We start from the raw sequence: 21,997 nt of genomic DNA, 5'->3' as shown, positions 1-21,997 counted from the left end.
ATTCGTCGGGGGCTACATTACGCACGAGCTCCGGCGAATTCTTCATGAACTGGACCGCCGCTTCTATTCCCACATGGAACAGCCGCGAAGAGGCGGAGAGTAGTGATTTTTCGACTCACCGCCGTTTGGGGCGTAGCCGCAACCGCAGGCCATGTCGCCCATAAGGGCGTGACGGCCCCAACGACTATCGCGTTCTGGGATACGCCGAACCTGATGCGTTGACCTTGGGCCGAAGAACTAAAGAATGTTAGCGACTCGGCCTCCGCGCTGAATGCCGCCTCCTGGAAGACCGTCGCCTGACGAAAAAACCCGGGGCCCGCGAACGCGAGCCCCGTTTTCCGGACCGAAAGTCCGGGACCGTGACAGGTCTACGTACCATTAGATCGGGAAAGAACTTAAGAGTTTCCCAGGTCGAATGTTGTCCCGGAGGTTGGCCACAATCTCCCGGCCGGGTGGCGGAACCAGGTCAACGCGCTGGATTGAAGATCCAGGGATCGTGACAGGTCCTGCGGGTTCAAATCCCGCCCCGGCCGCACGTTCACGAAGCGCTCACGACCGGCGGGGGTCAAGATGGAGCATCCCTTTATTTGACGGCCAAACGTTGTCGTCTGGATACCATGAAGTCCCGCATCAAGTCCATCTTCAAGCGCGCCCCGAAGACCGTCGACGCCATCGTGCTCTTCAACGCCGAAGCGCCGCACATGGACATGAGTTTCTTCTACGCGACCGACCTCGTCGAAGGGGGCCTCTTCGAGGGCGGTGGCGCGGTCCTTCACCGCGACGGCTCGTGCCAGGTCTTGTCATCGCTTCTTGAGGAACAATCGGCGAGGAAGGGTCGCGAGGCGGATGTGCTCGTTTTCACGACCGGCAAGGAGCGCACGGAGCATCTGAAGAAATCCGTGGGGAGAGCGAAGACCGTCGGCATCAACGCGCATGAACTCACTCACCAGAATTTCCTCTACCTCAAGAAGGCGCTTCCCGGGCGCAAATTCGTGGACGTGACCGACGCCGTGATGAAGGCGCGCCTTTACAAGGACGAGGTGGAACTTGAGAGGCTGCGAAAGGCATGCAAGCTCGTCTCCAAGGTGGGCGACGAGATCCCGAAGATGCTCGTCCCCGGTATGACGGAGATGGAGCTCTCGGCGGAGATAAACGACCGCATGCAGCGTTACGGCGCGTCAGGCCCGAGTTTCCAGACGATAATCGCGTTCGGCGAGAACGCGGCCGAGCCCCATTATAGCCCCGGGGAGCGGCGTCTCAAGAAAGGCGACTACGTGCTTTGCGACTTCGGCGCGTTCTACAAAATGTACGCGTCGGATATCACCCGCACGTTCGTCTTCGGGAAAGCGACGAAGGAGATGCGGACGGTCTACGAGATAGTCCAGGAGGCCCAAGAGGTCGGGTTCAAGATGATCCACCACGGCGCGAAGGCGTCGGACGTGCACATGGCGGTGGAGAAGGTCATCAACTCGACGAAGTACAAGGGCCGATTCATCCACTCGACGGGGCATTCCATCGGATTGGCCGTGCATGACGGCGGTCGCATCGCGGCGCTGAGCGACACGACGCTCGAGGAGACGATGGCGTTCACGGTCGAACCGGGGATATACGTCCCGAAATGGGGCGGAGTCCGGATCGAGGATGACGTCGTCGTCACGAAGACCGGGTGCAAGATGTTGACGACGGCCGGCCGCGACCTCGTCGAAGTGTAGGTCCCTGCCCCATCATGCGGTCGGACGCAGGTCCGGCGGGGGCCTGTCGTACTTGTTCGAGAGGATGATGCCGTTTATCATCGACATGCCGGCGACGACCATCACCTGCCCCGCGATGATGATGGAGGTGAAGGCCGGATCGTCGAGGGAAAGGCCGGCTGTGTAGCGCACTGCGTCCGCCTCCGCGATGATCGCGATTCCGAAGAGGATGAAGCTGATCCCCCAACGGAAACTCTTGTACCCGTTGAAGAAGCGCTCGGCGGAGACGCGAGCCTTGGCCGAACCGGCAAAATTCGCGGCGATCGATAGCAGGTTCATCACCATCACAAGTTCGAGCGAGATGGAGATCGCGTCGAAGAGGCTTATCGCGATGGGATGCCGCCCCCTTCCATGTCGAGGCGGTCGCGGGCCTTTGGCGCCGGGTACCACGTGGAAGCGGCGATGAGCACCACGCCGACATAATAGATCGGGTAGATCGCCATCCGGACGAGGTCACGTTCTGCCTCTCCCCGGCCGGCCGCGAAAGCCGTGTTCGTGATGCTGATGAGAAGTCCGAGGACGACTAGGAGAAGCCCGATCCGCAGGCGCCCGTAGAGCGTCTTCATCCGTTCGGCGCTGACGCGCGCCTCGGAACTGTTCCTGAAGCTCAAAAGAAGTGCCGAAGTGAGGGAGGCCAGAATGATGTCGAGTACCGGGAATACCCATTCGAACATTTCTCAAGCGCCCCGCGTGTTCCTATCATGAGGACGGACCGACGCACATTAAACCTTCTTGTTTTTCCTTGTCCCCAACTCCCGTGGGTGACTGGCATTGTTCCGGTGGGGCGGCCGATTCCCCCGGGAAAAAGGAAATATGCGCCCCAAGGCCCGTCCGGGAAGGTGCGCAACCTCCAAGTCGCGTTCCTCCTTGCAATCGTCGCCCTCGCGGCGCTCCTCGGCTCGAACGTGGGCCGCAGGGAGGAGATCGTGGACCTCGCAAGCCTCCAATCCCGCGTCGGCGAGGACGTCTCCGTGCGAGGTCACGTCGTCGACGCCCGGGTCGGACGCACCGGGCACACGATGTTATCGATCGCGGACACCGCCGGCGGGACGGCCAAGCTGTCGTTTCCCGCGATAGTGCCCGTCTTGGAGGACGAACTCATCGAGGCGCGCGGCCGTGTGGCCACCGGCCTTGACGGCGTGGTTGTCTTTGCCAACGTCGATTCGCTCCGGACGATCAAGGTGCGATCCCTTCTCACGGTGGCCGAACTCAACGCGCAAGCGCCGCGTATCCTGGGCCGCACGGTGACCGTCGTTGGGGTCATGGCGCAGGATGGCGAAGGAATCGAGGACCTCGACGGCGGCCATCGGATATGCGTTCGCATCACGAGCGAACTCGCTTTCTCCGGCGCCATGCGGTTCACCGGCGTCACCGAGTACAGGCCAGCCACCGCCCAGTACTGTTTGAAAGTCAAGGCCGCCGAAGGCTTCTGGCCGAACGCGTCGACGAAAGATAGCGACGACCGAGGCACGCCTGCGGGGAGCGATGACTGACCCGGCGTCGTACACCGCCCTTCTCGTAGGCGCCGCCCTCGCAGGCAGCGTCCTTGGCCTCGTTCCCGGATTCCATTCGAACACTCTCGCCTTGTTCGGCCTCGCCTCCATCCCCTTCATGTTGGCTCAACTTCCCACGCTCACGATCCAGGAGAGCTCTGCCCTTCTCGTCGCCTTCTCGATGGCCGGCGCCATGGGGGCGATCGTCCCTGGGACGATCCTTGGCGCCTACGACGAGCGGCAGGCGCTATCGGCTCTGCCGGCCCAGAAGCTCTTCCTCAGCGGCCGCTTCCACGAGGCCGTGACGCTTTCCGTCGCAGGCAGCCTCGCCGGCCTTTCGATCGGTCTCCTCCTCGTTTTCGCGGGAGCGTCCATCTTCCTCCCTCCATCGACGGCTTCAAGCGACCTGCGTTCGGCCCTTCCCGCGCTTCTTCTATGCGCGACGATCGCCTTGGTGGTCACGGAGAAGGGCGCCGTGCCGTATCGCCGAGTGATCACGCCGTGCCCGTTCGGGGTAGTTCGCGGCGATGGCGCTTTCTCGAGGCAGACGCCGGTCACGGGACTCACCGTGACGGGGACGGTGGATGCCGTGTCCAAACGTGGCTTCGTACTCGAAACCCCGACCGGTCGCGTAAGAGTCGAGGACGACATAGGATGGCTCGACGACATCGGCGAGGGGGATCAGTTGCGCGTTCGAGGTTCCGTTTCTTACTGGGTGGGGCCGTGGTCGCGCCTTCTTGCGATCTTCGTCGGCGCCCTCCTCTTCGTTGCGAGCGGTCTTCTCGGTCTGTTGCTTCCGCTCGTCCACGTCGAATCGCCCGTGGGTTTCCCATCCTCCCCCATTTTCCCGGTCCTTGCGGGCCTATTCGGACTCCCGTCGTTGCTTTTGGCTCTCGATGCGGCCCCCGTAGAGCGGCGCCAACAACTCTTCGAGGCGGCCCAGCCGACGAAAGAGTTCCTTGGCGATTCGGCGTGCGGCGCGGTCGCGGGGGCGATCGTCGGTCTCCTTCCGGGCGTCACGCCGGCCGCTGCGGCGACGCTCTTGTCCCCCTCGGAGATCGACGCCGAACGCTCCATCGTCCGCTTCTCCGCCGCCGAAGCGGCGAACGGGCTTGCGGCACTTTGTGCGCTCTTTCTCCTTGGAAGTACGCGTTCCGGCGAGGCGGCGGCGCTTTCACGCTTGGCCATCGACCTCTCCTGGGCCGATCTCCTGCCCGGCCCTGCAGTGATCGGGGTGCTCGTGGGGGCCGCAACGGCGATGGTCGTGGGGGGCGTGGTTGCGGTCTCGCTTTCGGGCGCCCTGGTAGGTCTAATCGCGGGCGGAGGCGCAAGACGGGTCGCTCTCCTCGGCCTCGCCCTGACGGCCGTCTTCGTGCTCCTTTTCACCGGGGCTTCCGGACTGCTCCTGTACTTCGTTTGCGGCGGTCTCGGGACCGTGCCGCTTGTCGCAAGGGTCCGCAGGACAAATCTCCTCGGCGTCCTCATCGTGCCCGTACTCGTTTCGCTCTGGGGTGTCGGGTGGATGTAAGGATCGGCGCGACGGGGCGCGAAAGTGCGCGGGAGGGCGCCCTGTTCAGCGGAGGATCTCGTCGGAGAGTTCACGCGCGAGCGACCGGACGTCGACGCCATGCCGCGCGAGAACGAACAACGTGAGGGCATCCCTTGAATGAAGGCCGCGAGTCCGCGCCTCGAGCGAGGCCAACGCTTCGCCCACTTCGACCGTCGAGACACCGCTTGACTCCGGAAGAAGGGCTATCCGTTCGCGCACCGACGGTGCGTCAAGCGCACTGGGCCGCGGGGGCTTGAAATCTAGCGGAGCGTCGACGGGACCGGCCGCCGAGGCCACGACGAGGAACTCCCCGTCCTCCTTGACGAGGCCTCGCCGGCGGACTTCGTCTATGAAGCGCCGGGCGTCCGTCGGGGTGTACCAGTTGAGCTCGAAACTCAGCACCTGGCGCAGTTCCGCCTCGGTGAGCGTCCCTTTCCCGCGCCGCTTGAAGGCGAGGGCCAAAGCCATCTCGTATTCGTCCAACTTCCATCATCTCCGAGTCCCGATGGCGCCGGAGAAGCCGAGGCTTCGGAGGTCGGCGATCGAGTGTTCGTCGAAGTCCCCTCCGAGGGCGTACTTGCGGCCGTTGAAGCCTTCCCAAGCTGAAACGACGCCCCTCGAGGGGGCTCCGGATCCAGCGCCGCTTTTCAAGTCGACGACCACGACACCGACGCCGAACTTCGTCGCGATCTCCCGCATGTCGCGCTCCGCGGTCGCTTTCATCCCCGGATTCTGCCGGAAACCCCCATCGTATTCGACGCCTAGGTAGGCGTCCTCGGAGAGTTCAGCGAGTTCCGCAAGTTCGTCCTCGGATCGCAACTTCGACCAACGCGCCGTGACCCTGTCCGCGCCGCCGACGAAGAGATCCATCGCGTCGTCAGCGTAGCGAGGACCGGCGTCCACCCACAGCTCGGCCTTACGCGACGCCGCTTTGAGTAGTCTGAGGTTCGGTTTGTTCGAGGCGATCCCGTCCGCGTCTATCACGTACAGGGCCTTGCCGCCCGCGGCTTGCTTCACCACGTCACCAGGGTCGCCTTCGAGTAACGCGCCGTCCGGCGAATGGAACCGCCCGCGCGACGCAAGGAGAAGTGGGAGAAGCTGGAAATCTTCCAAGACCGACCGGACAGGCAGCCGGTGCGTCGGTTATGAATTTTTGGGCGATCGGCCCGTCCGCTCCAGCGTCTAGTCGACGGCCGCGAGCGAGGCGAGGGCGCGTTCGAAGGAGGCCCCCTGATTCTCCGGCGTGAGGTCCGACGTCAGACGTCGGGCGCGCCGGCCTAGTTCGCGGCGCTTGTCGGAACCAAGTTCCAGGTAATCCAAGATCGCCTCCGTGATGGCATCCACGCCCGTTCCCGCGACAAGCCCAGTGTCGACCCCGGCCACGATGTCCTTGGTCCCGGTCTCCGTCGATACGAGCGCTGGGACTCCTGCCACCATCGCCTCAAGGGTCGACACGGGTGAGGCCTGGCCTAGGCCAGGGAGCGCGAAGAGGGCGCTATCTCGAAGGAGTGGTGCAATCGATTCGACGCGACCATGTTCCACTACGCCGGCCGAAGGGCGGTCCCCGAAGGTGCCGCGCGCGTCACCAATGATGTGGAGCTCCGCAGCCGGCACGTGTCGCCTTACCTCAGCGAACGCTTCCATGAGGACCGCGGTCCCGTTCTTGCCCGACGCATGCGAGATGTGGAGGATCTTCGACCCTTCAAGCGCGGGCTCGATGGTTTCGAGCGACTTTCTGACATCCTGGAGGACATGGGGTCGGACGACCTCGACCGGAAGGTCTGGTAGCAACACCTTCAGATCGTCTCTCACGTAGGGACTCACGGCTATCGCGCCGTCGAGCCAGCCCGAGAATGCGCGCCACCACCACCGCTCGCCCCGGGGGAGCGGGGACGGGACGCCTCGCCGGAGACGCGACCACGTCTCATCGGCTGCGAGTACGACCGCCCGTTTGACACGGCCGATGCGGTTGGCAAGCGCGCAAGCTCCAGCGGGGCCTCCCCCTTCCGCCACGGCGACGTCGCACCTCGGGACGTGGAGGGCCGCATCGAGGTCCCTCAACGGAATCGCCGGGTAGGGCCCCGGGCGGGGAAGCCACGGGTGGAGCGCCATCCCGGCGGCCTGCGCCCAATCGCGATGCACGGGATGGGGCGTCTGGTAGACCATCACCGCCTTCAACCCTTCAGCCCCACGACCTCAAGGACGAAGCGCATGGCAAGCGGGCCACGGTCGAAAAGGAAGCGGGTGGCCCGTAGGGTCGCGTTGCCGAGGTATTTCTCGATTCCATGCGGGCCTACACCCATGAACGGGGCGAGGTCGGGGATCACCTCAAGCCGTTTCGTGCGAAGGCGAGCCCGGGAGTAGTAGTTGTAATCGCTCCACGGTGGGGCCTCGCCATCGGGGGCGAAGTAATCGAACGTGTTCTCCGTGAAAGGCGTCTTGTGCGTGAAGTCCTGGAAATACGCCTTGCTCAAGGCGTAGGGCACCTCCACGAGGGCTCGCCCACCAGGCTTTACGATGCGGCAGATCTCCTCCATGACCTCACCAAGGTCTTCGAGGTGTTCCAGTACCTGTACGGCGACGACGCCATCGAACTCGGCGTCCCGGAACGGCCACGGCCGTTTGGAAAGGTCGTGGACGACGTCCACGCCGTCAAACGGCACGATGTCGTTTCGGACCAGCTCGATTCTCCTAAGGCTTGCGCGCGCGGCCGCGACCTCGGGCCACGAGTCGAGATCGCTTCTCTTTCCCGCGCCGATCTCCAGGAGCCGCAGCGGGCCTGTACCTGTGAAGGGCGCTGGCAGGCCTCGGGACTTGACCATGTCGAGGTGTCACAAGCGGCACGATGGTCTTGAACCTGGCGACCGGATCCCGGCGATTGCCTCCAACGCGTAAAGGTAGTGGGGACGTTGCGCGGCATGCGACGAGTCACCCGGACGTACCCGTTGTGTGATGCCGCTTCCCCCTTTGACGGACACGGTGGGATTCGAACCCACGATCCCAGGCTTAGGAGGCCTGTACCATATCCTGGCTTGGCTACGTGTCCAAATCCGTCTACTACGTAGCCAAGCCATAAGAGGGCGAGCGTCAGCGAGCCCTCGCAATGCTTGGCTACGTGTCCAGACTGCTGCTATGTAGCCAGCGAACTGAAACGGGACGAATATCCGCACATTGGCTTGGCTACGGGACGCGACCTACCTCGTCGCGTCGTCACCCCAACAATGTGAACGCAATAAACCTGACGCTTCAACGAAGGTGATTTGGCATTCGCCCATCGGCGTTCGACGCTTGCGGGAAAAACGCCTTAGGCCGTGATCACGGTCGACGTGAGTGTCCCCGTTTCTCGCACTCGGCCTTTGGCTACTCTTGAGCGGGACCGCAAGCGCCGGCCATCTCGCACCACCCGAAGCCGTTTCCCTCGAGCCCGGGTCGGTCCATACCTTCACCGCGCCCGAGACGTCATATTCCGCCTTTGTCGACGTAGTCGGATCGGCCAACTCCAGCCTGCTCCTATCCAGCTATGTCGCCAGCGGGGACCACATCCTAGCGCCCCTTTGCCACGCCGTCCGGCGCGGCGTGGAGGTGGAGATGCTTCTCGACGGCTCTCCTGTCGGCGGAATCGCGGACGAGGAACGTGTTTTCATTGAAACGGCATTGGCCAGCGGCGTGCGTGTGACCCTCACCGGCGGAGCCACAAGCTATTCCTTCGCGAGCATGCATGCAAAGTACATTGTCGTGGACCACGCGAGGGTCCTTGTGGGCTCCGAGAACCTTGGTCCGACGGGCTACCCTGTGCGGGGGCAAGGCAACCGTGGTTGGGGCGTCGTCGTTGAAAGCGCTGAGGTCGCGGCGCGCTTCGAGGAGATCTTCATGACAGACACGGGCGGCGCGTCGGGAGGGGTACGCGTCTTGGAACCATCGAGACCACGCGCCGATTGTCCTCGCGCGCCGGACGGTGAAGGCCGTGTCCGGGGCCTACCGGCCCTCGTCCCCGACGCAGGTTCGGTCGAGACCTTTTTCTCTCCCGCCCCGATGGTGCTCGAAAGGCTCTCTTCGCTCATACGTGACTCATCGCTCTCCATCGACGCGGAGCATCTCCAAGTGCCGCCCCGCTGGCGTGACGATGAGAATGCGGTACTCGAAGGGCTAACATCCGCTGCGTCCGCCGGGACGCGCGTGCGGCTACTAATGGATTCGAAGTACGCGGACTCGGATCCGGACTCCAACCTTGCGACGTTGCATGATATCGATGAGCGTGGGGTTGCAAGGATGGAGGCCCGCCTCGCCGTCCTCGGCGGATTGTCGAAGATCCACAACAAGGGGTTCATATTCGATTCCGACGCCGTTTGGGTCGGAAGCGCGAACCTGGGGGAGGCGTCATTCAAGCGCAACCGTGAAGCGGTCATCGTCTTGCACTCGGATACGGCGGCCGGATACTTCGCTGACCATTTCGAGGCCGATTGGGGAGACCGCGGCACGAAACCGTGGCCATCGTTTTCGGTAATGAGCCTCGTCGTGGCGGTCGCCGCGGGCTCGCTCTACGCGGCGTATTCCTCCTTGTCCGAGGCCATTCACTACCGAAGAAGGCATAAATAGGGGTTATCCGCTAACCGGTTTACTTCGGGCGCGAAGCTTATATATTGAGTTCGCCCCGCTGGAGCGTAATCCGATGGTGAAACTTCCCCGCGCTATCTCCCGATACTGCCCCAACTGCAAAAAGCACCAACAGCACGACGTCGAGCGCGTCAAGAAACGACGCACGTCGGAGTTGAAGCAAGGGCAGCGGCGATTCAGGCGGGCGACCGCCGGTTACCGCGGTTTCCCGCGTCCGAAACCGGAGGGCCGCGAAAAACCGACGAAGCGCGTGAACCTGAGGTACAGGTGCAAGGTCTGCAAGAAGGCGCATCAACCGCCGTCGGAACGCGCCAAGAAATTCGAACTGGTGGAGTGATCCAAATGGCCAAAGAGAGATTCCCGGGGACCGTATCGAAGTTCCTCAAAGTGAAATGCCCTGACTGCGGAAACGACCAAGTGCTCTTCAACAAGGCGTCGACGGTCGTGAACTGCCTCGTCTGCGGCAGCAACCTCGCACAACCGGCGGGTGGGCTCGCCGAACTCAAGGGCGAAGTTGTCGGAGAAGTCGAGTGATGTCCTCGAAGGGGGACTTTCCAGAGGAAGGAGAACTCGTCGTCGGCACCGTAAGAGAGGTGAAGAACTTCGGCGCCTTCGTCGTCCTCGAGGAGTACCCCGGAAAGGAAGGCTTCATCCACATCGCAGAGATCGCCACGGGCTGGGTCAAGTACGTCCGAGACCACGTGCGCGAGAACCAGAAGGTCGTCTGCAAGGTCATAGGCGTCGACCGCTCGAAAGGCCACGTCGACCTGTCGCTCAAGAAGGTCAATGAACACCAACGGCGGGAGAGCATCTCGGAGTGGAAGAACGAGACGAAGGCCTCGAAACTCCTTGAGATACTGGCGACCGAACTGAACATCCCGAAGGAGAAGGCCGACCGGGAGATCGGCGGGCTTCTCGTCGAGAAGTTCGGGACACTCTACCGTGCTTTCGAGACCGCCGCCGCGAGCCCGGAGGAATTGAAGGGCGAAGGCATCGACGGCGCGTGGGTCGCGAGGTTCGTGAAGATCGCCCAGGACAACATCTCTATCCCGTTCGTGGAGGTCAAGGGTGTTTTGGACCTCACGAGCTACGCCCCCGACGGCGTCAAGAAACTGAAATCCGCCTTGGAGAAGGCAGGGACTTCCGATTACGAGGACGTCGAGATAACGCTCAAGTACCTCGGAGCACCCAGGTACCTCATCAAGGTCAAAGCGCCCGACTACAAGGTCGCCGAGGACGAACTGAGGAAGGCGGCCGAACGCATCGTGAACGAGATGAAGAAACACGGCGGCGAGGCATCTTTCAGCAGGGAAGTCCCGACCGAGAAACCGGCCGCATGACCCTCAACAAGTGCCGCAAGTGCGGAATCTACACCATGAAACCCGCGTGCCCGTCGTGCGGCGGTAACACGGGAAAACCCGGCCCGGCAAAGTACTCGCCGGAGGACAGGTTCGGGAAATACCGGCGCCAACTGCGCCGTCTCGAGGAGGGGAAATAGATGGCAAAACCCAAGGCCCAACGAGAACCGATGAAGGACGTCGAGATAACGCAGTTCTCGAAGCCGAAAGTGCGAAACCCCATCCTCATCGAGGGGCTTCCCGGTGTGGGAAACGTCGGGAAACTCGCCGCCGACCATCTCATCTCCGAGTTGAAGGCGAAGAAGTTCGCCGAGATCACGTCCAAGTACTTCCCACCGCAGGTCTTGGTGCAACCGGACGGGACGATACGGCTCGTCAACAACGAGCTCTACTACTACACGGCGAAGGGAGCCGCTCGAAACGACCTCATCATACTCATCGGCGACTACCAGGGCCTCACGGCCGACGGCCAATACGCCTTGGCCGACGCGATCCTCTCGTACCTTGGACAATGGGGCGTCAAGGAGCTTTACACGCTCGGTGGATACGGCACCGGCCGGACACAGGAGAAACCGCGAGTCCTCGGTGCTGCCACGAGCAAGGAGCTCGTCAAGCAGATGAAAAAGTACGAGGTCGTGTTCAGGAAGAACGAGCCCGGCGGCGGCATCGTCGGCGCATCCGGCCTCCTTCTTGGCATGGGCATGCAGCGCGGCCTAGACGGTGTCTGCCTCATGGGCGAGACGAGCGGTTACCTCGTCGACCCGAAGAGCGCCCAGGCCGTCTTGGAAGTGCTCGCGCATCTTCTCGGCGTCAAGATCGATTTCAAAGACCTCGAATCGAGAGCCGAGCAGATGGACAAACTCGCACAACAGCTAAGGGACCTGGAGAAGGCGAGCCAGGGACCGAGCGATGAGGATCTGAAGTACATAGGGTAGCGGCGTTCACGAGAACGGGCCCGTGAACAGACCGACCAGCCCCTCGAAAAGACACGCCGATGGGAGGCCCCCTCCACACGTCCCTACGACTCTTCACGTGGAGAAGACGGCTCTAAATATTCGGACGCGAGAGTTGTCCAAACCAACGGGGTGCGCACCAAGCGCGCAAACGAACCACTCGCAGGAGATCACGGCGAGATCCCACGTCTGGAGCCGGTAATCGGGGGCCAATCCATTCTTGAAAGTCTTTCGCGCGGCCTTGGTTTCCTTGGTCTCCACGATCGGGGCTCCGGCGTTTTTCAGGATGACTATGTCCTCTGGGTTTCCCCCAAGGGTCATCGCGGCCCCCGTCACGTTCACCACGTTGTCGCGAATGATCCCATCCTGAAGACCCAAGGCCCAAACGCCGTGAGTACGGTTTCCAGTGAGAGTATTGTTGTGGATCTTCAAACCTTGAGACCATTTGGCTTGGTTGAAACTCGGCCCGACGAGGATGCCAGTGGTCCCTGTTCCCGTCACGACGTTATTTGAGATCGAGCCCTGTTTCCCGCGAAGCACGATCATCGAGTGTTGACTCCCGATCAACGTGTTGTTCCGTATCTCGACGTCCTTCGCATCCTGCGCGAAAACGTGCGCGAGCCGGTGGTTCGCGAACGTGCTGTTCTCGATCGTCCAGCGGGTGCCGGTCCCGTTCGCGAAAAGGACTCCCGTCCACGCGTTGTCGTGCACGTTCACGCGGGAAAGCCTCACATCCGTACTCGCTCCGAGCGCCACGATGCCGCTTGAGGGATCGTCCGTGCGGAGGAGGTCGTCGAAATTCCTGATCTCTAAGCCGAGGAGCGTGAAACCGGTGACGCCGTTCGCGATCCGGACGCCGTACCTCGTGCCACTCAGGATCGCCCCGTCAAGGACAGCGCCCGAGGGGGCGTCAAGCGTCAGGCCGTTCTTGTTGATGAAAAGCGATTCCGCGTAAATTCCTGCGCAAATGACGAGGCGGGCGTTCAGAGGCGAAGCGTCAATGTTGGATTGGATACTCATCCCCGGGCGCACGTCGCAATCGTCACCGGGAAGATGCGCCTTGACGACGTCGAGCGGCAGGCTCGCAGTCAAGAGCAAGCCAAGAACGCCCAACGCCTGTAATTTGAATCGAGCCTTACCTCCGCTGTCCCCCAAACCTTCCGCCACATGTAGGACGCTTCGTACGTCTTTGAAGAACGCGGCGTCACCAGAGGGGGTGACGACTTCAGGTTGCCCCTTGGCAGGACGACATCATACGACGTCGCGAGATTCGGCGCCGTTAGCCGGAGACAGGGAATCGCGGCCTTGGCACCAATCCGGATTCCCCGGCCCTTCTTCGCGCCTCATGGCCATCACGGAGACCTGTTCACGGACGCTTGCCCGTCCTATCCCTCAGACGGCTGCATCCCAAAATCGGCTTGATCACGATTCCTATCGCCAGATCATCACTTTCATCAAGGCCGCCGCGCCCTGAAGCTGCACGGTCGCGTCCTCGCCCTCGAACAGGAGCGTGCCGCCTCCGGCCGCCATCTGATTCTTCAACAATGCTTCACTCTCGCGAAAGGCTCCGACATCGACGGGCGGGAAATGCGCGTTCGGGGGTGCCTGTGTGAAGCAGAAGTAGACGCCCATCACGTAGCCGCGGGGCCGCGCCTTCGCCTTCGCCATGTGGCCGATGAGCTTGGCCGAATTGTCGTTGATTCCTTTTCCCGGCCATGGCATCTCGATGTAGAAATGCGGATACTCAGACCACTTTGTGTCGTCCTGGCGTTGGTATGGAAGGAACCTGAGATCCGGAACGGGGTCTCCGGGTCGAGAGCGGCCCACGGCTTCCAAGTCGAGCTTCGCAGCGTCCAGCTCCTTTGCGAGCCGGCGGTCCGCGTATCTGAAAACGGCCGCCTTTTTCGCTCCCGAAAGCAATTCGCCGGCGACTAGATGCGCGCTGGAGCGTACGCTCCTGTCGATGACGGCGAACAGCGCATCGTCTTCGGCCACCCTTCTACGCCTCCATTTTTCTACGGCTCCATTCTCGTACGCCCCTGTTCTTCCACGCCTCCGTTCGCCCACGGCTCCATTGTGCTACGCCCCCGTTGCGCCACGCCTCCATGGTACTACAACTCCATCGGTTTTCCGCCGAGAAGCGCGTTTTGCGGTCGGGCGACCTTTATCCCTAGTGGTTCGAGGTTCTTCACGAACAGGTCATGGCGCTCGGTGTGTATAGGCACTACGGTCCGAGGCTCGATCGCCTTTATCGCGTTCCAAAGCTCCGGGCCCGAAGCGTGGCCCGAAGCGTGCCTTTGGACGTAAGGGAAGAGGCCGAAGTGCTTGAGCCAGTTCTCGGTGCGCTCCTTGTCGATCTTCATCTCCTCGTCGAAGGGTTCGGTGACCGAGCGGATGTAGACGGACCCTGGCGGCGGTTGCAGGTCTATGAGTTCGGCGAGCTCGAAGAAATCAAGCCGCACCACATAATCCTCGGGCCTATCGCGGACCCCTTCGGCCATTATCGCGTTCCTATGTGTCGCGAAGGTGCGTTCCAGGGTGTCGTAATCTTGGAGCGCAAGCTCCTGTGGAATCCCTGCCCGTCCCCAGAGTCCCCACCCTTTCCTGCGAATGTAGATGCGTAGATGCGGGTCGTCGAGGGAGGGGAGTTCGGTCTCACCGGCGGCCCGAAGCTCTTGTAGGACGAAGGCCTGCTTGCTGCTCACGCAGAGCTTACGCCCGGCGCTCTTGGCCGCGTCGTAGAAGCTCAGGAGGCGGTCGGTGTCTCGCACGGGCCAGTTGGCGATCACCAACTTGGGCGTCGAACGGATCGTCCCCGCGATCTCCGCGGCGACCTCGCCCTCGGATGTGCCCGCATCGTCGGTGACGCGGGTTCCCTCGATGAGCAGGTAATCCGGTTCAAACGCACGGGCAGCGTCGACGAACGCCATCGATTTTCCGCCATGCCTCCCGTGGAACCGGAAATCGCCCGTGTAGGTGATTCGAGTCGTCGCCGCATCCACGAATATCCCGTGCGCCCCGGGCAATGAATGGTCTTCGGGCGTCCCGCGCACCTTCACGTCGCCGATGGCCTGCTCATTGACGCCGAAAGTGAGCGTCGGGCGCGGGATCGTGGCGACATCCTTTTGGCGAATGGTCTTTCCGCTCTTTCCTAAGCCCACCCTGAAAGCCGGCTTGAAGTTCAGGTACTCGTCGCCGCTTCCCACCTCTTCGAGTGCTTTCATGATGCCAAACGACGCGTCGCTTGCGACGATGGGCACGTCCTCTCGCAGGAAATGGATGTCGCCGATGTGGTCCATATGAGCGTGCGTGACGATCACGCCGTCGAGGCCGCGCTCCTCCTTTGGCAGGCCTTGGTGGGAGAGGTAGTCGTTGCGGTATATGCCCGGTATCCGTGGAAGGATGTTCAAGGCCCAATAATCGCCGACGCCGTTCAGCGCGCGCGGCTGCAGGAACTCGCTGAAGTAATCCTTCTCGCGCCCGAAAGACATCCCGAAATCGAGGAAGACGCGCGTCCTCCCGGTGTCGAGGAGGAACTTGTTCCCTCCGATCTCGTCTACCCCGCCGAAGAAGGTCAGGGTCGCTTGCGCCATCTCGCCTCCACCCGGGGGGAACGTCCCACTAGGGTCACGGCCCGGATTCCACCAGTTTTTCCCGTATTATCACGACGAAAGCCACTCGCAGCCCCTGCATCACCTCGGGGCGCTGTGGCTTGAAGATCCCATAGGCGTCGATGGCCTCCAACTGGTATACGGCGGTCTCGTTCACGAGGAAACCCGCGATGTTGGCGGCGATGGGCGCGTAGATCTGCGGGACAGGCGTCTGGCCGTCGATACTCATGGCGACGGCCGAGTACGAATCCCTCAACTGGAACCCCTGGGTGAACTTGGGGATCGCCGTATCCTTCGCGATCCTCTCGATCGACGTGTCCACCAAGAGCCCATTCGGAAGGTAGATCACGTAGTCAAAAGCGACGCGCGAGCGCTGGTCGAGGGCGGCGCCCAATCCACCAAGTTGGAACGGGAGCGGTATGCGGCCGGTAACGGCCGGGTCTTCCCGTGCGGTCACCGTCACGGTCGCCGTATAGTACCCTTCGGTGATGTTACGTAGGTCCGCGAAGGCCTGGACGATGATGGTGTGGAGTTGCCCGGCGGGGACCTCGAAGGAAATCGTGGATGTGTTCGTAAGACTCTCCACCGGGGGCCCGCCGGGGTCACCCACGTTGTCTTCGGCCACGAAGGTGAAAAACCCCTCCGGGAAGTCGATGGTCACGTTCGCCACGGTCCTCACGTTCCCCGTGTTCTTCACGGCGATAGGCCACCGCATAGCCCGAGGACAAAGGGTCGTGTCGTTCTCGCCGCGTGGAGCGCAATAGCGGATATCCGTCTCGTTGACGCCGCTTACGTTCACCCTGTGGCTTCCGCCCCGGATGGCCTCGTCAACGTATGGCCGCGACGAGAGTTCGCGCTTCACGACGTAGCCGGTCGGCGCTCCCGGAAAGCTCACTGTAAGATTCATCGCGGGTGGGGACTTCGGGCGTTGGGTCGCAGGGTCGGTGGTGAGGTTGCCGATCCGCCGGACGATGTCGAGGCCGCTGCAGACGCGCCCGAAGACCGAGTGACGGTCGTCGAGTTGCGGCGCGGGAGCGAGGGTCACGAAGAACTGGCTCGAACCCGTGTCGGGGCCGGAGTTCGCCATCGAAAGGACACCTTCCTGGTCGTGGAAAAGGTCGGGATGGAACTCGTCCGGGATCTCGGTGCCTGAACCCCCGAAGCCGTCGTTCGATGGGTCGCCGTCTTTGCTCAAGGGATCCCCGCCTTGGATCACGAAACCCTTGATCACGCGGTGGAAAAGGGTCCCATTGTACAGGCCGGAACGCGCAAGGTTAAGGAAATTCGAGGCGGTGATGGGCACCTGTTCCTGGAAGATCTCCGCTTTGAAGCTGCCAAGGGGCGTCGAGAAGACCACGACGGGATTGTTCCACTTCAACGCCCTCACCGGGTCGCTGACCGCGCAAGGGTCTTCAGTGACCGGCGGGACCACGTCGTCAACGGGAGGTGAATCGGTGGGTGTCGTGCACCCGGACGCGGGGACGAAGAGCAAGAGTGCGATGACCGCCAAAGCGCTCTTCCCGTCGGAGGGCACGCGGTTCAAGCGAGAGGGTAGTATTTAAAAATAGGTCTTCGGCCGCGATCTGGCGGCGTAAGCGCCGAGCGAGTCGAGACTCCGCGACGCGGATTGTGGACCGACGAGGGCATCCGGGAACGGGCGACGCGCATGTGCGACCGTGGGGGACGTTCCGATCGAGTGGTAAGGATCCCGTCGACGGCGTCGGACAATTACGACGCGCACCCCGACACTCTCACGGTCGCAGGACGCGCTGTTCGATCCGGCGTTCGCTCCGAAGGAAAAAGCGGGCCTTCTGTTGCGCTGCCGCGCAACGCGAGCGGAGGCGCTTGAGGGTCCGCTGCGTCGCCTCCGGATGGGGCCCGCCGGCGGTATTTCGTAGCGTCGCTCCCCTGGCGCGTTTCAACCCCTCGAGGACGACGGGAAGTTCCTCATAGATACTCGCCGCCTCCTTAGGATCCAATTCTGTGAGCCGGTGGCCTTTCGCATCCGCTAGCCTCACCGCGCGACCCGTGACATGATGAGCTCTACGGAACGGGACGCCCCGAAGCACCAACGCCTCCGCCACGTCGGTCGCCTCGAGGAAACCGGCGTCGAGGGCTTGCTTCAACCGGACCCGGTCGAAGCTGGCCCCCGAGACCATCTCCGCCATCAAGGCCGCTGAGAGGCAGGTCGTCGTCAACGACTCCGTCAGGAGAGGTTTTAACTCCTGGAGGTCGCGGTTGTACGCCTGGGGGAGGCCCTTCAAGACACCCAAGACGGCGCCCGATTGTTGGGAAACGACGGCAGCCTTGGCCCGGATGAGCTCGCACACGTCGGGATTGCGCTTCTGCGGCATTATGCTGGAGCCCGTCGTATGCGTTTCAGGAAGTCGGACAAAGCCGAACCCCGGGCCTGACCAGATTATGAGTTCCTCCGCGAGCGACGAGAGGTGGATCATGTGGAGCGCGCAGGCGAAGACCAGTTCGGCAAGATAGGCCCGGTCCGAGACCGCATCCATCGTCGAATCCACGGGTGCCTCGAACCCGAGTGCCAGGGCCGTTCGCGATCGGTCGATGGGAAGGTGCGTCCCCGCGAGGGCGCCCGCGCCCAACGGCGAATGGTTCAAAGTCGAGCGCAGGTGGAGGAACCTTTCGCTGTCGCGAAGGAACCTCGCCGCGTGGGCGAGAAGGTGATGCGCGAGGGTCACGGGCTGCGCGGGCTGCATGTGCGTGTAACCGGGCATCACCGTGCGCCGGTTGCGATCCGCGACGGACAATACGGCGTTTGCGAGGTCGGCGGTGGCTTTGGCCGCCTCGGCGGCGCGTAGGCGCGCGTAGAGGCGCAAGTCGAGGGCGACCTGGTCGTTACGCGAGCGGCCCGAATGGAGCTTCTCGCCCGCGCGGCCGGCAAACCGCGTCACCAGCGATTCAACCCCCATATGGACATCTTCCATCGAATCGTCCAGTACGAATCGGCCGTCACGGTGAAGCCGCCAGACGCGCCGCAAGGCCGCGACAAGGCGCCTTGATTCAGCCGGCGAAAGGACGCCCGCTTTTCCAAGCATCTTCGCGTGGACGATGGAGCCCATGACGTCCTCCCTCACGAACCTCGCATCGACCACGATCGATGACGTGAACCGCTCCACGGAGGGGGACGTGGTTTGCGAAAAACGACCACCCCAAGGTTTTTCGGGGCTTGCCCGTTGAGGCCGTCGCCGCGACGCAGGGTTTCGGACGCGTTTTGGCATGCGCGCTTACCGTCGGACGCCTTGTTGCCCTTCGGCGACGCGTAGAGTCTCTTTCTTGGGGTCGGGTCCGCTAGTATGGCTCTTGCGATCTACTGCCGCGGCGACTCGCGAGGGAAGGCCCCACACGTCGATGAACCCCTTGGCGCTCGTATGGTCGAACGCGTCGCCCGTCCCGTAGGTGGCGAGCTTCACATCGTAAAGCGAGTGCGGACTCTCCTTGCCGATGACGGTCGCGCTTCCTTTGAAGAGCTTCAGGGTCACGGCCCCGGTCACGTTCTTCTGCGTTTCGTCAACGAACGCCGCGATGGCCTTCATCAGGGGCGAGTACCAAAGGCCGTTGTACGTGAGTTCCGCGAACTTCTGTTCGAGGCCGCTCTTGAAGTGCGCGACGTCTTTGGTGATCGTGATCGTCTCGAGGTCCTTGTGCGCCTTCACGAGGATGAGGGCGGCCGGCGCCTCATAGACCTCGCGGCTCTTGATGCCGACGAGCCGGTTCTCCACGTGGTCGATGCGGCCCACCCCATTCTCTCCGCCGATCGAATTGAGTTTGCCTATGAGTTCGATCCCCGACATCGGCATCCCGTTGAGGCTCACCGGCACACCGTGCTCGAAACCGATCGTGACGGTCGCCGGTTCGTCGGGGGCCGCCGTCGGCGACTTCGTCCACGCGTAGGCGTCTTCCCGCGGCTCCGCGTTCGGGTCCTCCAGGAGGCCTGATTCGACGGAGCGGCCGTAGATGTTCTCGTCGATGGAGTACGGGCTTTCCTTCTTCACGGGGACGACGATCCCGTGTTTCTTGGCATAATCCACCGCCTCGGCCCGGGTGTATACCCATTCGCGCATCGGCGCGATGACCTTTATCGCGGGGTCCAGGGAACGCACGCCCACCTCGATCCGTACCTGGTCGTTGCCTTTGGCCGTACAACCGTGGCTTACGAAGTCGGCGTTCTCCGAGTGGGCCGCCTCCACCAGTTTCTTGGCGATGAGCGGGCGCCCTAGGGCGGTGGCAAGGGGGTAGATCCCCTCGTAGAGCGCGTTGGCTTTGACCGCCGGCCAGATGAACTCCCGGATGAACTCGTCGCGGGCGTCGACCACGATCGTCTGGACGGCGCCGATCTTCTTCGCCCTGGACACGGCATCGTCGAGGCCGGCGGTAGGCTGGCCGATGTCGAGCGTGAGCGTGACCACGTCAAGCCCGTGGGTCTCCTTGAGCCAGCGGATAGCGACGCTCGTATCCAACCCGCCTGAGTACGCAAGCACGACCTTCTTCGCCATTCTATCGCGCCGGATGAGGGAAGAGCGAAGGGATATCCTTTTTGCCTCCAAGGGGACCCCCTGAAACACGGGTGTCCGAAATCGGACAATTCGGACCGGAAACACGGAAAGGCGGGGCGGTTTCCGATGCAGGCTAGATGGGTCGGCCCGGAAGCCTCGCATTTATTTCCCAGCTGAGCGTAGCGCCGCTGTGGCCCGCAAGAGGACCGGCGAAGGAAAGCCCTCCGTGGCACAGGTCGTCCGCGAGTACATCGACAGGCACCCCTCCATCAAGGACTCGATGAAACTCCAGATCATCAACCTCTCGGCGCTTGCGCGGAAGATAATGGACGAAGAAGGGGTCAAGTCCGAGGAAGCCGCGCTCATCGCCTGCCGCAGGTACGAACTCGACCCGCGCGAGGGGATAAGCGAGGAGAAGATCCTGAAAGTCCTGGCCCGCTCCAAGATCGAGATCCGCACCAAGGTCGCGATAATCACGGCCAAACCCAGCTGGCACATCTTCGCGAAGCTCGAAAAAGCGATGAACGCGCTTAGGGGCCGTAACCACAGCCTCCACGTGATCCAAGGGACTGGTAGCCTCACCATCATCACTGACGGCGCGGTCTCGGCTGAGATCGAGGAGATCCTCGGCGAGGACGAGATAATCAAGACGCAGAAGAACCTCGTCGAACTCATCGTGACAAGCCCCGACGTCATAGAGGAGGTTCCGGGCATCATGGCCTACCTCTCGTCGGCCCTCGCAAGCCGCGGCATCAACTTCATCGAGGTCATAAGCTGCTACAAGGACACGATGTTCGTCATAGGCGAGAAGGACATGGTGGCCGCCTTCGAGACGTTGAACAAGATGACGGGGACGGCATAGACTTTCGGGGCGACGGGGGACAGGCGTCCCGTCCGGTCGTGGGCCGCGGATTCAATGGGTAAGCGCGGCGTGGGCTTTTTCGCGACGGGGAGCCAGGCGAGGCCGCAGCGCGGTCCGCAGTTTCTCGACCGCTTCGTCAACTTCGCCCTTGGTCACGATGAGCGGTGGGGCAAGGCGTAATACCGATTCACCGATGCTTCCGACGAGAAGACCGCTCTCTTCCGCCCTCTTTCGAACCGCCTTCGCTTCCGGACTTGCGAGTTCCACTCCGCAAAGAAGGCCCATGCCGCGGATCTCGGACACGTGCCCTCCAAGCGCGATCTCCAACTCCTCGAACATGTACTCGCCGAGCGCCTTCGCGTTCTCGACGAGCCCCTCCTCCTCGATGACGTCGAGCGTTGCCAGGGCCGCAGCCGTCGAAAGGGGGTTCCCGCCGAAAGTGCATCCGTGATCGCCGGGCTTGAAGGTGGCCGCCACCTCGTCAGTCGCGTGTACAGCGCCTATCGGGATTCCGCTCGCAAGGCCCTTTGCCATAGTGACGATGTCCGGCCGGATGCCGAACCGTTGGAACGCGAACATGTTTCCCGTGCGACCTATTCCCGTCTGGACCTCGTCGAGGATGAGCAGGATGTCGCGTTTGTCGCAGAGGTCCCTCAATCCTCTCATGAACTCCTGGCGCGCCGGGTAGACGCCGGCCTCGCCCTGGACGGGTTCCACCATGATCGCGACCGTCTCGTCGGCGATTTGGGCAGTTACGGATGCGAGATCATTGAATCGGGCGAACTTGAACCCTGAAGGAAGCGGCCCGAATCGCTCCTGGTACTTGGGTTGCCCGGTGGCCGCGAGGCTGCCGAGTGTCCTTCCATGGAACGAGTTCTCGAACGCGATTATCTCGGGTGCCTCGACACCTTTGCGGTGGCCGAATGAACGCGCCAGCTTGATTGCCGCTTCGTTCGCCTCGGTGCCGCTGTTCACGAAGAGGATCTTTCCGGGTCCGATGAGGCCGATCAGCCTATGGGCGAGCCGCAGTTGCGGCACGTTGCCGTAGAGGTTGCTTGTGTGGATGAGTTCCTTCGCCTGTTTGGCGACCGCCTCGGCCACCATTGGGTGCGAGTGACCGGTGCTTGCGACTGCGAGACCGGCGAGGAAGTCCAGATACTCCTTGCCCGCCGTGTCCCATACGCGGCATCCCGAGCCGCGCTCGATGAAGACGCCGGGCGTGGCATAGTTCTTCATCATGGTCTCGTCCCAAAAACGGGCGTAGTCGAAGTTCATCCTTCTTTCCA

The 21,997-nt window shown here is 62.6% G+C and carries 23 protein-coding genes and 2 tRNA genes; 11 read left to right on the top strand and 14 right to left on the bottom strand.

The genetic code is table 11. The features are described from left to right. The first annotated feature begins 446 nt into the window (after positions 1-446). Positions 447-533, top strand: a tRNA-Phe gene (locus HY556_00235). Positions 534-617: 84 nt separating this feature from the next. Continuing rightward, entirely contained in the window at positions 618-1,712 is a 1,095-nt protein-coding gene (locus HY556_00230; protein ID MBI4392211.1) for an aminopeptidase P family protein, read from the top strand. A gap of 12 nt (positions 1,713-1,724) precedes the next feature. Here HY556_00230 and HY556_00225 read toward each other — a convergent pair whose 3' ends face one another. Both HY556_00225 and HY556_00220 read right to left on the bottom strand, forming a co-directional pair. Continuing rightward, complete coding sequence (locus HY556_00225; GenBank protein MBI4392210.1) at positions 1,725-2,036, bottom strand: hypothetical protein; 312 nt, start codon at positions 2,034-2,036, stop codon at positions 1,725-1,727. A 38-nt stretch (positions 2,037-2,074) separates the two neighbouring features. Continuing rightward, positions 2,075-2,425, bottom strand: a complete 351-nt coding sequence (locus tag HY556_00220) for a hypothetical protein (protein ID MBI4392209.1) — start codon at positions 2,423-2,425, stop codon at positions 2,075-2,077. Between the two features lie 165 nt (positions 2,426-2,590). On the opposite strand from HY556_00220, the gene HY556_00215 reads away from it, so the two are divergent. Together HY556_00215 and HY556_00210 are read left to right on the top strand one after the other, a co-directional pair. Next, positions 2,591-3,244, top strand: coding sequence for a hypothetical protein (locus HY556_00215; GenBank protein MBI4392208.1), 654 nt, complete (start codon positions 2,591-2,593; stop codon positions 3,242-3,244). Beyond that, a complete protein-coding gene (locus tag HY556_00210; protein MBI4392207.1) occupies positions 3,237-4,772 on the top strand; it encodes a tripartite tricarboxylate transporter permease in 1,536 nt (511 codons plus the stop codon). The genes HY556_00215 and HY556_00210 overlap by 8 nt, the downstream gene beginning before the upstream one ends. A 45-nt stretch (positions 4,773-4,817) precedes the next feature. Here the strand turns inward: HY556_00210 and HY556_00205 are convergent, their stop codons facing one another. The 5 genes from HY556_00205 to HY556_00185 form a co-directional block, all read right to left on the bottom strand. Continuing rightward, complete coding sequence (locus HY556_00205) at positions 4,818-5,276, bottom strand: DUF2240 family protein (GenBank protein ID MBI4392206.1); 459 nt, start codon at positions 5,274-5,276, stop codon at positions 4,818-4,820. A gap of 6 nt (positions 5,277-5,282) precedes the next feature. Continuing rightward, entirely contained in the window at positions 5,283-5,906 is a 624-nt protein-coding gene (locus HY556_00200) for a hypothetical protein (GenBank protein MBI4392205.1), read from the bottom strand. Positions 5,907-5,975: 69 nt separating this feature from the next. Beyond that, positions 5,976-6,962: a glycosyltransferase gene (locus tag HY556_00195; GenBank protein ID MBI4392204.1), complete on the bottom strand. Its 987-nt coding sequence runs from the start codon at positions 6,960-6,962 to the stop codon at positions 5,976-5,978. A 5-nt stretch (positions 6,963-6,967) separates the two neighbouring features. Then, entirely contained in the window at positions 6,968-7,615 is a 648-nt protein-coding gene (locus HY556_00190) for a class I SAM-dependent methyltransferase (protein ID MBI4392203.1), read from the bottom strand. Between the two features lie 149 nt (positions 7,616-7,764). Continuing rightward, positions 7,765-7,839: transfer RNA gene (locus HY556_00185), tRNA-Arg, on the bottom strand. Between the two features lie 284 nt (positions 7,840-8,123). Here HY556_00185 and HY556_00180 point away from each other — a divergent pair. The 6 genes from HY556_00180 to HY556_00155 all read left to right on the top strand — a co-directional run bounded on the left by HY556_00180 (position 8,124) and on the right by HY556_00155 (position 11,700). Further along, positions 8,124-9,389, top strand: coding sequence for a hypothetical protein (locus tag HY556_00180; protein MBI4392202.1), 1,266 nt, complete (start codon positions 8,124-8,126; stop codon positions 9,387-9,389). A 76-nt stretch (positions 9,390-9,465) separates the two neighbouring features. Further along, positions 9,466-9,744, top strand: a complete 279-nt coding sequence (locus tag HY556_00175) for a 50S ribosomal protein L44e (protein ID MBI4392201.1) — start codon at positions 9,466-9,468, stop codon at positions 9,742-9,744. Positions 9,745-9,749: 5 nt separating this feature from the next. Further along, positions 9,750-9,941 (top strand): 30S ribosomal protein S27e, encoded by a 192-nt coding sequence (locus HY556_00170; GenBank protein MBI4392200.1) that lies wholly within the window; start codon positions 9,750-9,752, stop codon positions 9,939-9,941. Then, on the top strand, positions 9,941-10,747 hold the full coding sequence (locus HY556_00165; protein ID MBI4392199.1) for a translation initiation factor IF-2 subunit alpha: 807 nt from the start codon (positions 9,941-9,943) through the stop codon (positions 10,745-10,747). Before HY556_00170 ends, HY556_00165 begins: the two co-directional genes overlap by 1 nt. Further along, positions 10,744-10,905, top strand: a complete 162-nt coding sequence (locus HY556_00160; protein MBI4392198.1) for an RNA-protein complex protein Nop10 — start codon at positions 10,744-10,746, stop codon at positions 10,903-10,905. Before HY556_00165 ends, HY556_00160 begins: the two co-directional genes overlap by 4 nt. A gap of 30 nt (positions 10,906-10,935) precedes the next feature. Continuing rightward, positions 10,936-11,700 (top strand): proteasome assembly chaperone family protein, encoded by a 765-nt coding sequence (locus tag HY556_00155; protein MBI4392197.1) that lies wholly within the window; start codon positions 10,936-10,938, stop codon positions 11,698-11,700. Positions 11,701-11,793: 93 nt separating this feature from the next. Here HY556_00155 and HY556_00150 read toward each other — a convergent pair whose 3' ends face one another. The 6 genes from HY556_00150 to HY556_00125 all read right to left on the bottom strand — a co-directional run bounded on the left by HY556_00150 (position 11,794) and on the right by HY556_00125 (position 19,849). Further along, entirely contained in the window at positions 11,794-12,816 is a 1,023-nt protein-coding gene (locus tag HY556_00150; protein MBI4392196.1) for a right-handed parallel beta-helix repeat-containing protein, read from the bottom strand. Positions 12,817-13,149: 333 nt separating this feature from the next. Beyond that, positions 13,150-13,713: a hypothetical protein gene (locus tag HY556_00145; GenBank protein MBI4392195.1), complete on the bottom strand. Its 564-nt coding sequence runs from the start codon at positions 13,711-13,713 to the stop codon at positions 13,150-13,152. Between the two features lie 116 nt (positions 13,714-13,829). Further along, positions 13,830-15,311, bottom strand: coding sequence for an MBL fold metallo-hydrolase (locus tag HY556_00140; protein ID MBI4392194.1), 1,482 nt, complete (start codon positions 15,309-15,311; stop codon positions 13,830-13,832). Positions 15,312-15,345: 34 nt separating this feature from the next. Next, entirely contained in the window at positions 15,346-16,686 is a 1,341-nt protein-coding gene (locus HY556_00135) for a peptidylprolyl isomerase (protein MBI4392193.1), read from the bottom strand. A 394-nt stretch (positions 16,687-17,080) separates the two neighbouring features. Continuing rightward, positions 17,081-18,472 carry an argininosuccinate lyase gene (argH, locus tag HY556_00130; protein MBI4392192.1) on the bottom strand — a complete coding sequence of 464 codons (1,392 nt, stop codon included), beginning with the start codon at positions 18,470-18,472 and terminating at the stop codon, positions 17,081-17,083. A 108-nt stretch (positions 18,473-18,580) separates the two neighbouring features. Next, complete coding sequence (locus HY556_00125; GenBank protein ID MBI4392191.1) at positions 18,581-19,849, bottom strand: argininosuccinate synthase; 1,269 nt, start codon at positions 19,847-19,849, stop codon at positions 18,581-18,583. 190 nt (positions 19,850-20,039) lie between these two features. Between HY556_00125 and HY556_00120 the strand changes: the two genes are divergently transcribed. After that, on the top strand, positions 20,040-20,711 hold the full coding sequence (locus HY556_00120) for an ACT domain-containing protein (protein ID MBI4392190.1): 672 nt from the start codon (positions 20,040-20,042) through the stop codon (positions 20,709-20,711). Between the two features lie 51 nt (positions 20,712-20,762). Here the strand turns inward: HY556_00120 and HY556_00115 are convergent, their stop codons facing one another. Beyond that, on the bottom strand, positions 20,763-21,986 hold the full coding sequence (locus HY556_00115) for an acetylornithine transaminase (protein ID MBI4392189.1): 1,224 nt from the start codon (positions 21,984-21,986) through the stop codon (positions 20,763-20,765). Positions 21,987-21,997 lie beyond the last annotated feature (11 nt).

The organism is Euryarchaeota archaeon (assembly GCA_016207515.1).
GTDB lineage: Archaea > Thermoplasmatota > SW-10-69-26 > JACQPN01 > JACQPN01 > JACQPN01.
Note: the sequence above shows the minus strand (reverse complement) of the source record. Positions and strands in the feature narration are given on the sequence as shown.

Coding starts and splice junctions, on each gene's coding strand:
- HY556_00230 (MBI4392211.1), top strand. CDS start 618: ATGAAGTCCCGCATCAAGTCCATCTTCAAGCGCGCCCCGAAGACCGTC.
- HY556_00225 (MBI4392210.1), bottom strand. CDS start 2,036: ATGGTGATGAACCTGCTATCGATCGCCGCGAATTTTGCCGGTTCGGCC.
- HY556_00220 (MBI4392209.1), bottom strand. CDS start 2,425: ATGTTCGAATGGGTATTCCCGGTACTCGACATCATTCTGGCCTCCCTC.
- HY556_00210 (MBI4392207.1), top strand. CDS start 3,237: ATGACTGACCCGGCGTCGTACACCGCCCTTCTCGTAGGCGCCGCCCTC.
- HY556_00190 (MBI4392203.1), bottom strand. CDS start 7,615: ATGGTCAAGTCCCGAGGCCTGCCAGCGCCCTTCACAGGTACAGGCCCG.
- HY556_00170 (MBI4392200.1), top strand. CDS start 9,750: ATGGCCAAAGAGAGATTCCCGGGGACCGTATCGAAGTTCCTCAAAGTG.
- HY556_00165 (MBI4392199.1), top strand. CDS start 9,941: ATGTCCTCGAAGGGGGACTTTCCAGAGGAAGGAGAACTCGTCGTCGGC.
- HY556_00160 (MBI4392198.1), top strand. CDS start 10,744: ATGACCCTCAACAAGTGCCGCAAGTGCGGAATCTACACCATGAAACCC.
- HY556_00155 (MBI4392197.1), top strand. CDS start 10,936: ATGAAGGACGTCGAGATAACGCAGTTCTCGAAGCCGAAAGTGCGAAAC.
- HY556_00140 (MBI4392194.1), bottom strand. CDS start 15,311: ATGGCGCAAGCGACCCTGACCTTCTTCGGCGGGGTAGACGAGATCGGA.
- HY556_00125 (MBI4392191.1), bottom strand. CDS start 19,849: ATGGCGAAGAAGGTCGTGCTTGCGTACTCAGGCGGGTTGGATACGAGC.
- HY556_00115 (MBI4392189.1), bottom strand. CDS start 21,986: ATGAACTTCGACTACGCCCGTTTTTGGGACGAGACCATGATGAAGAAC.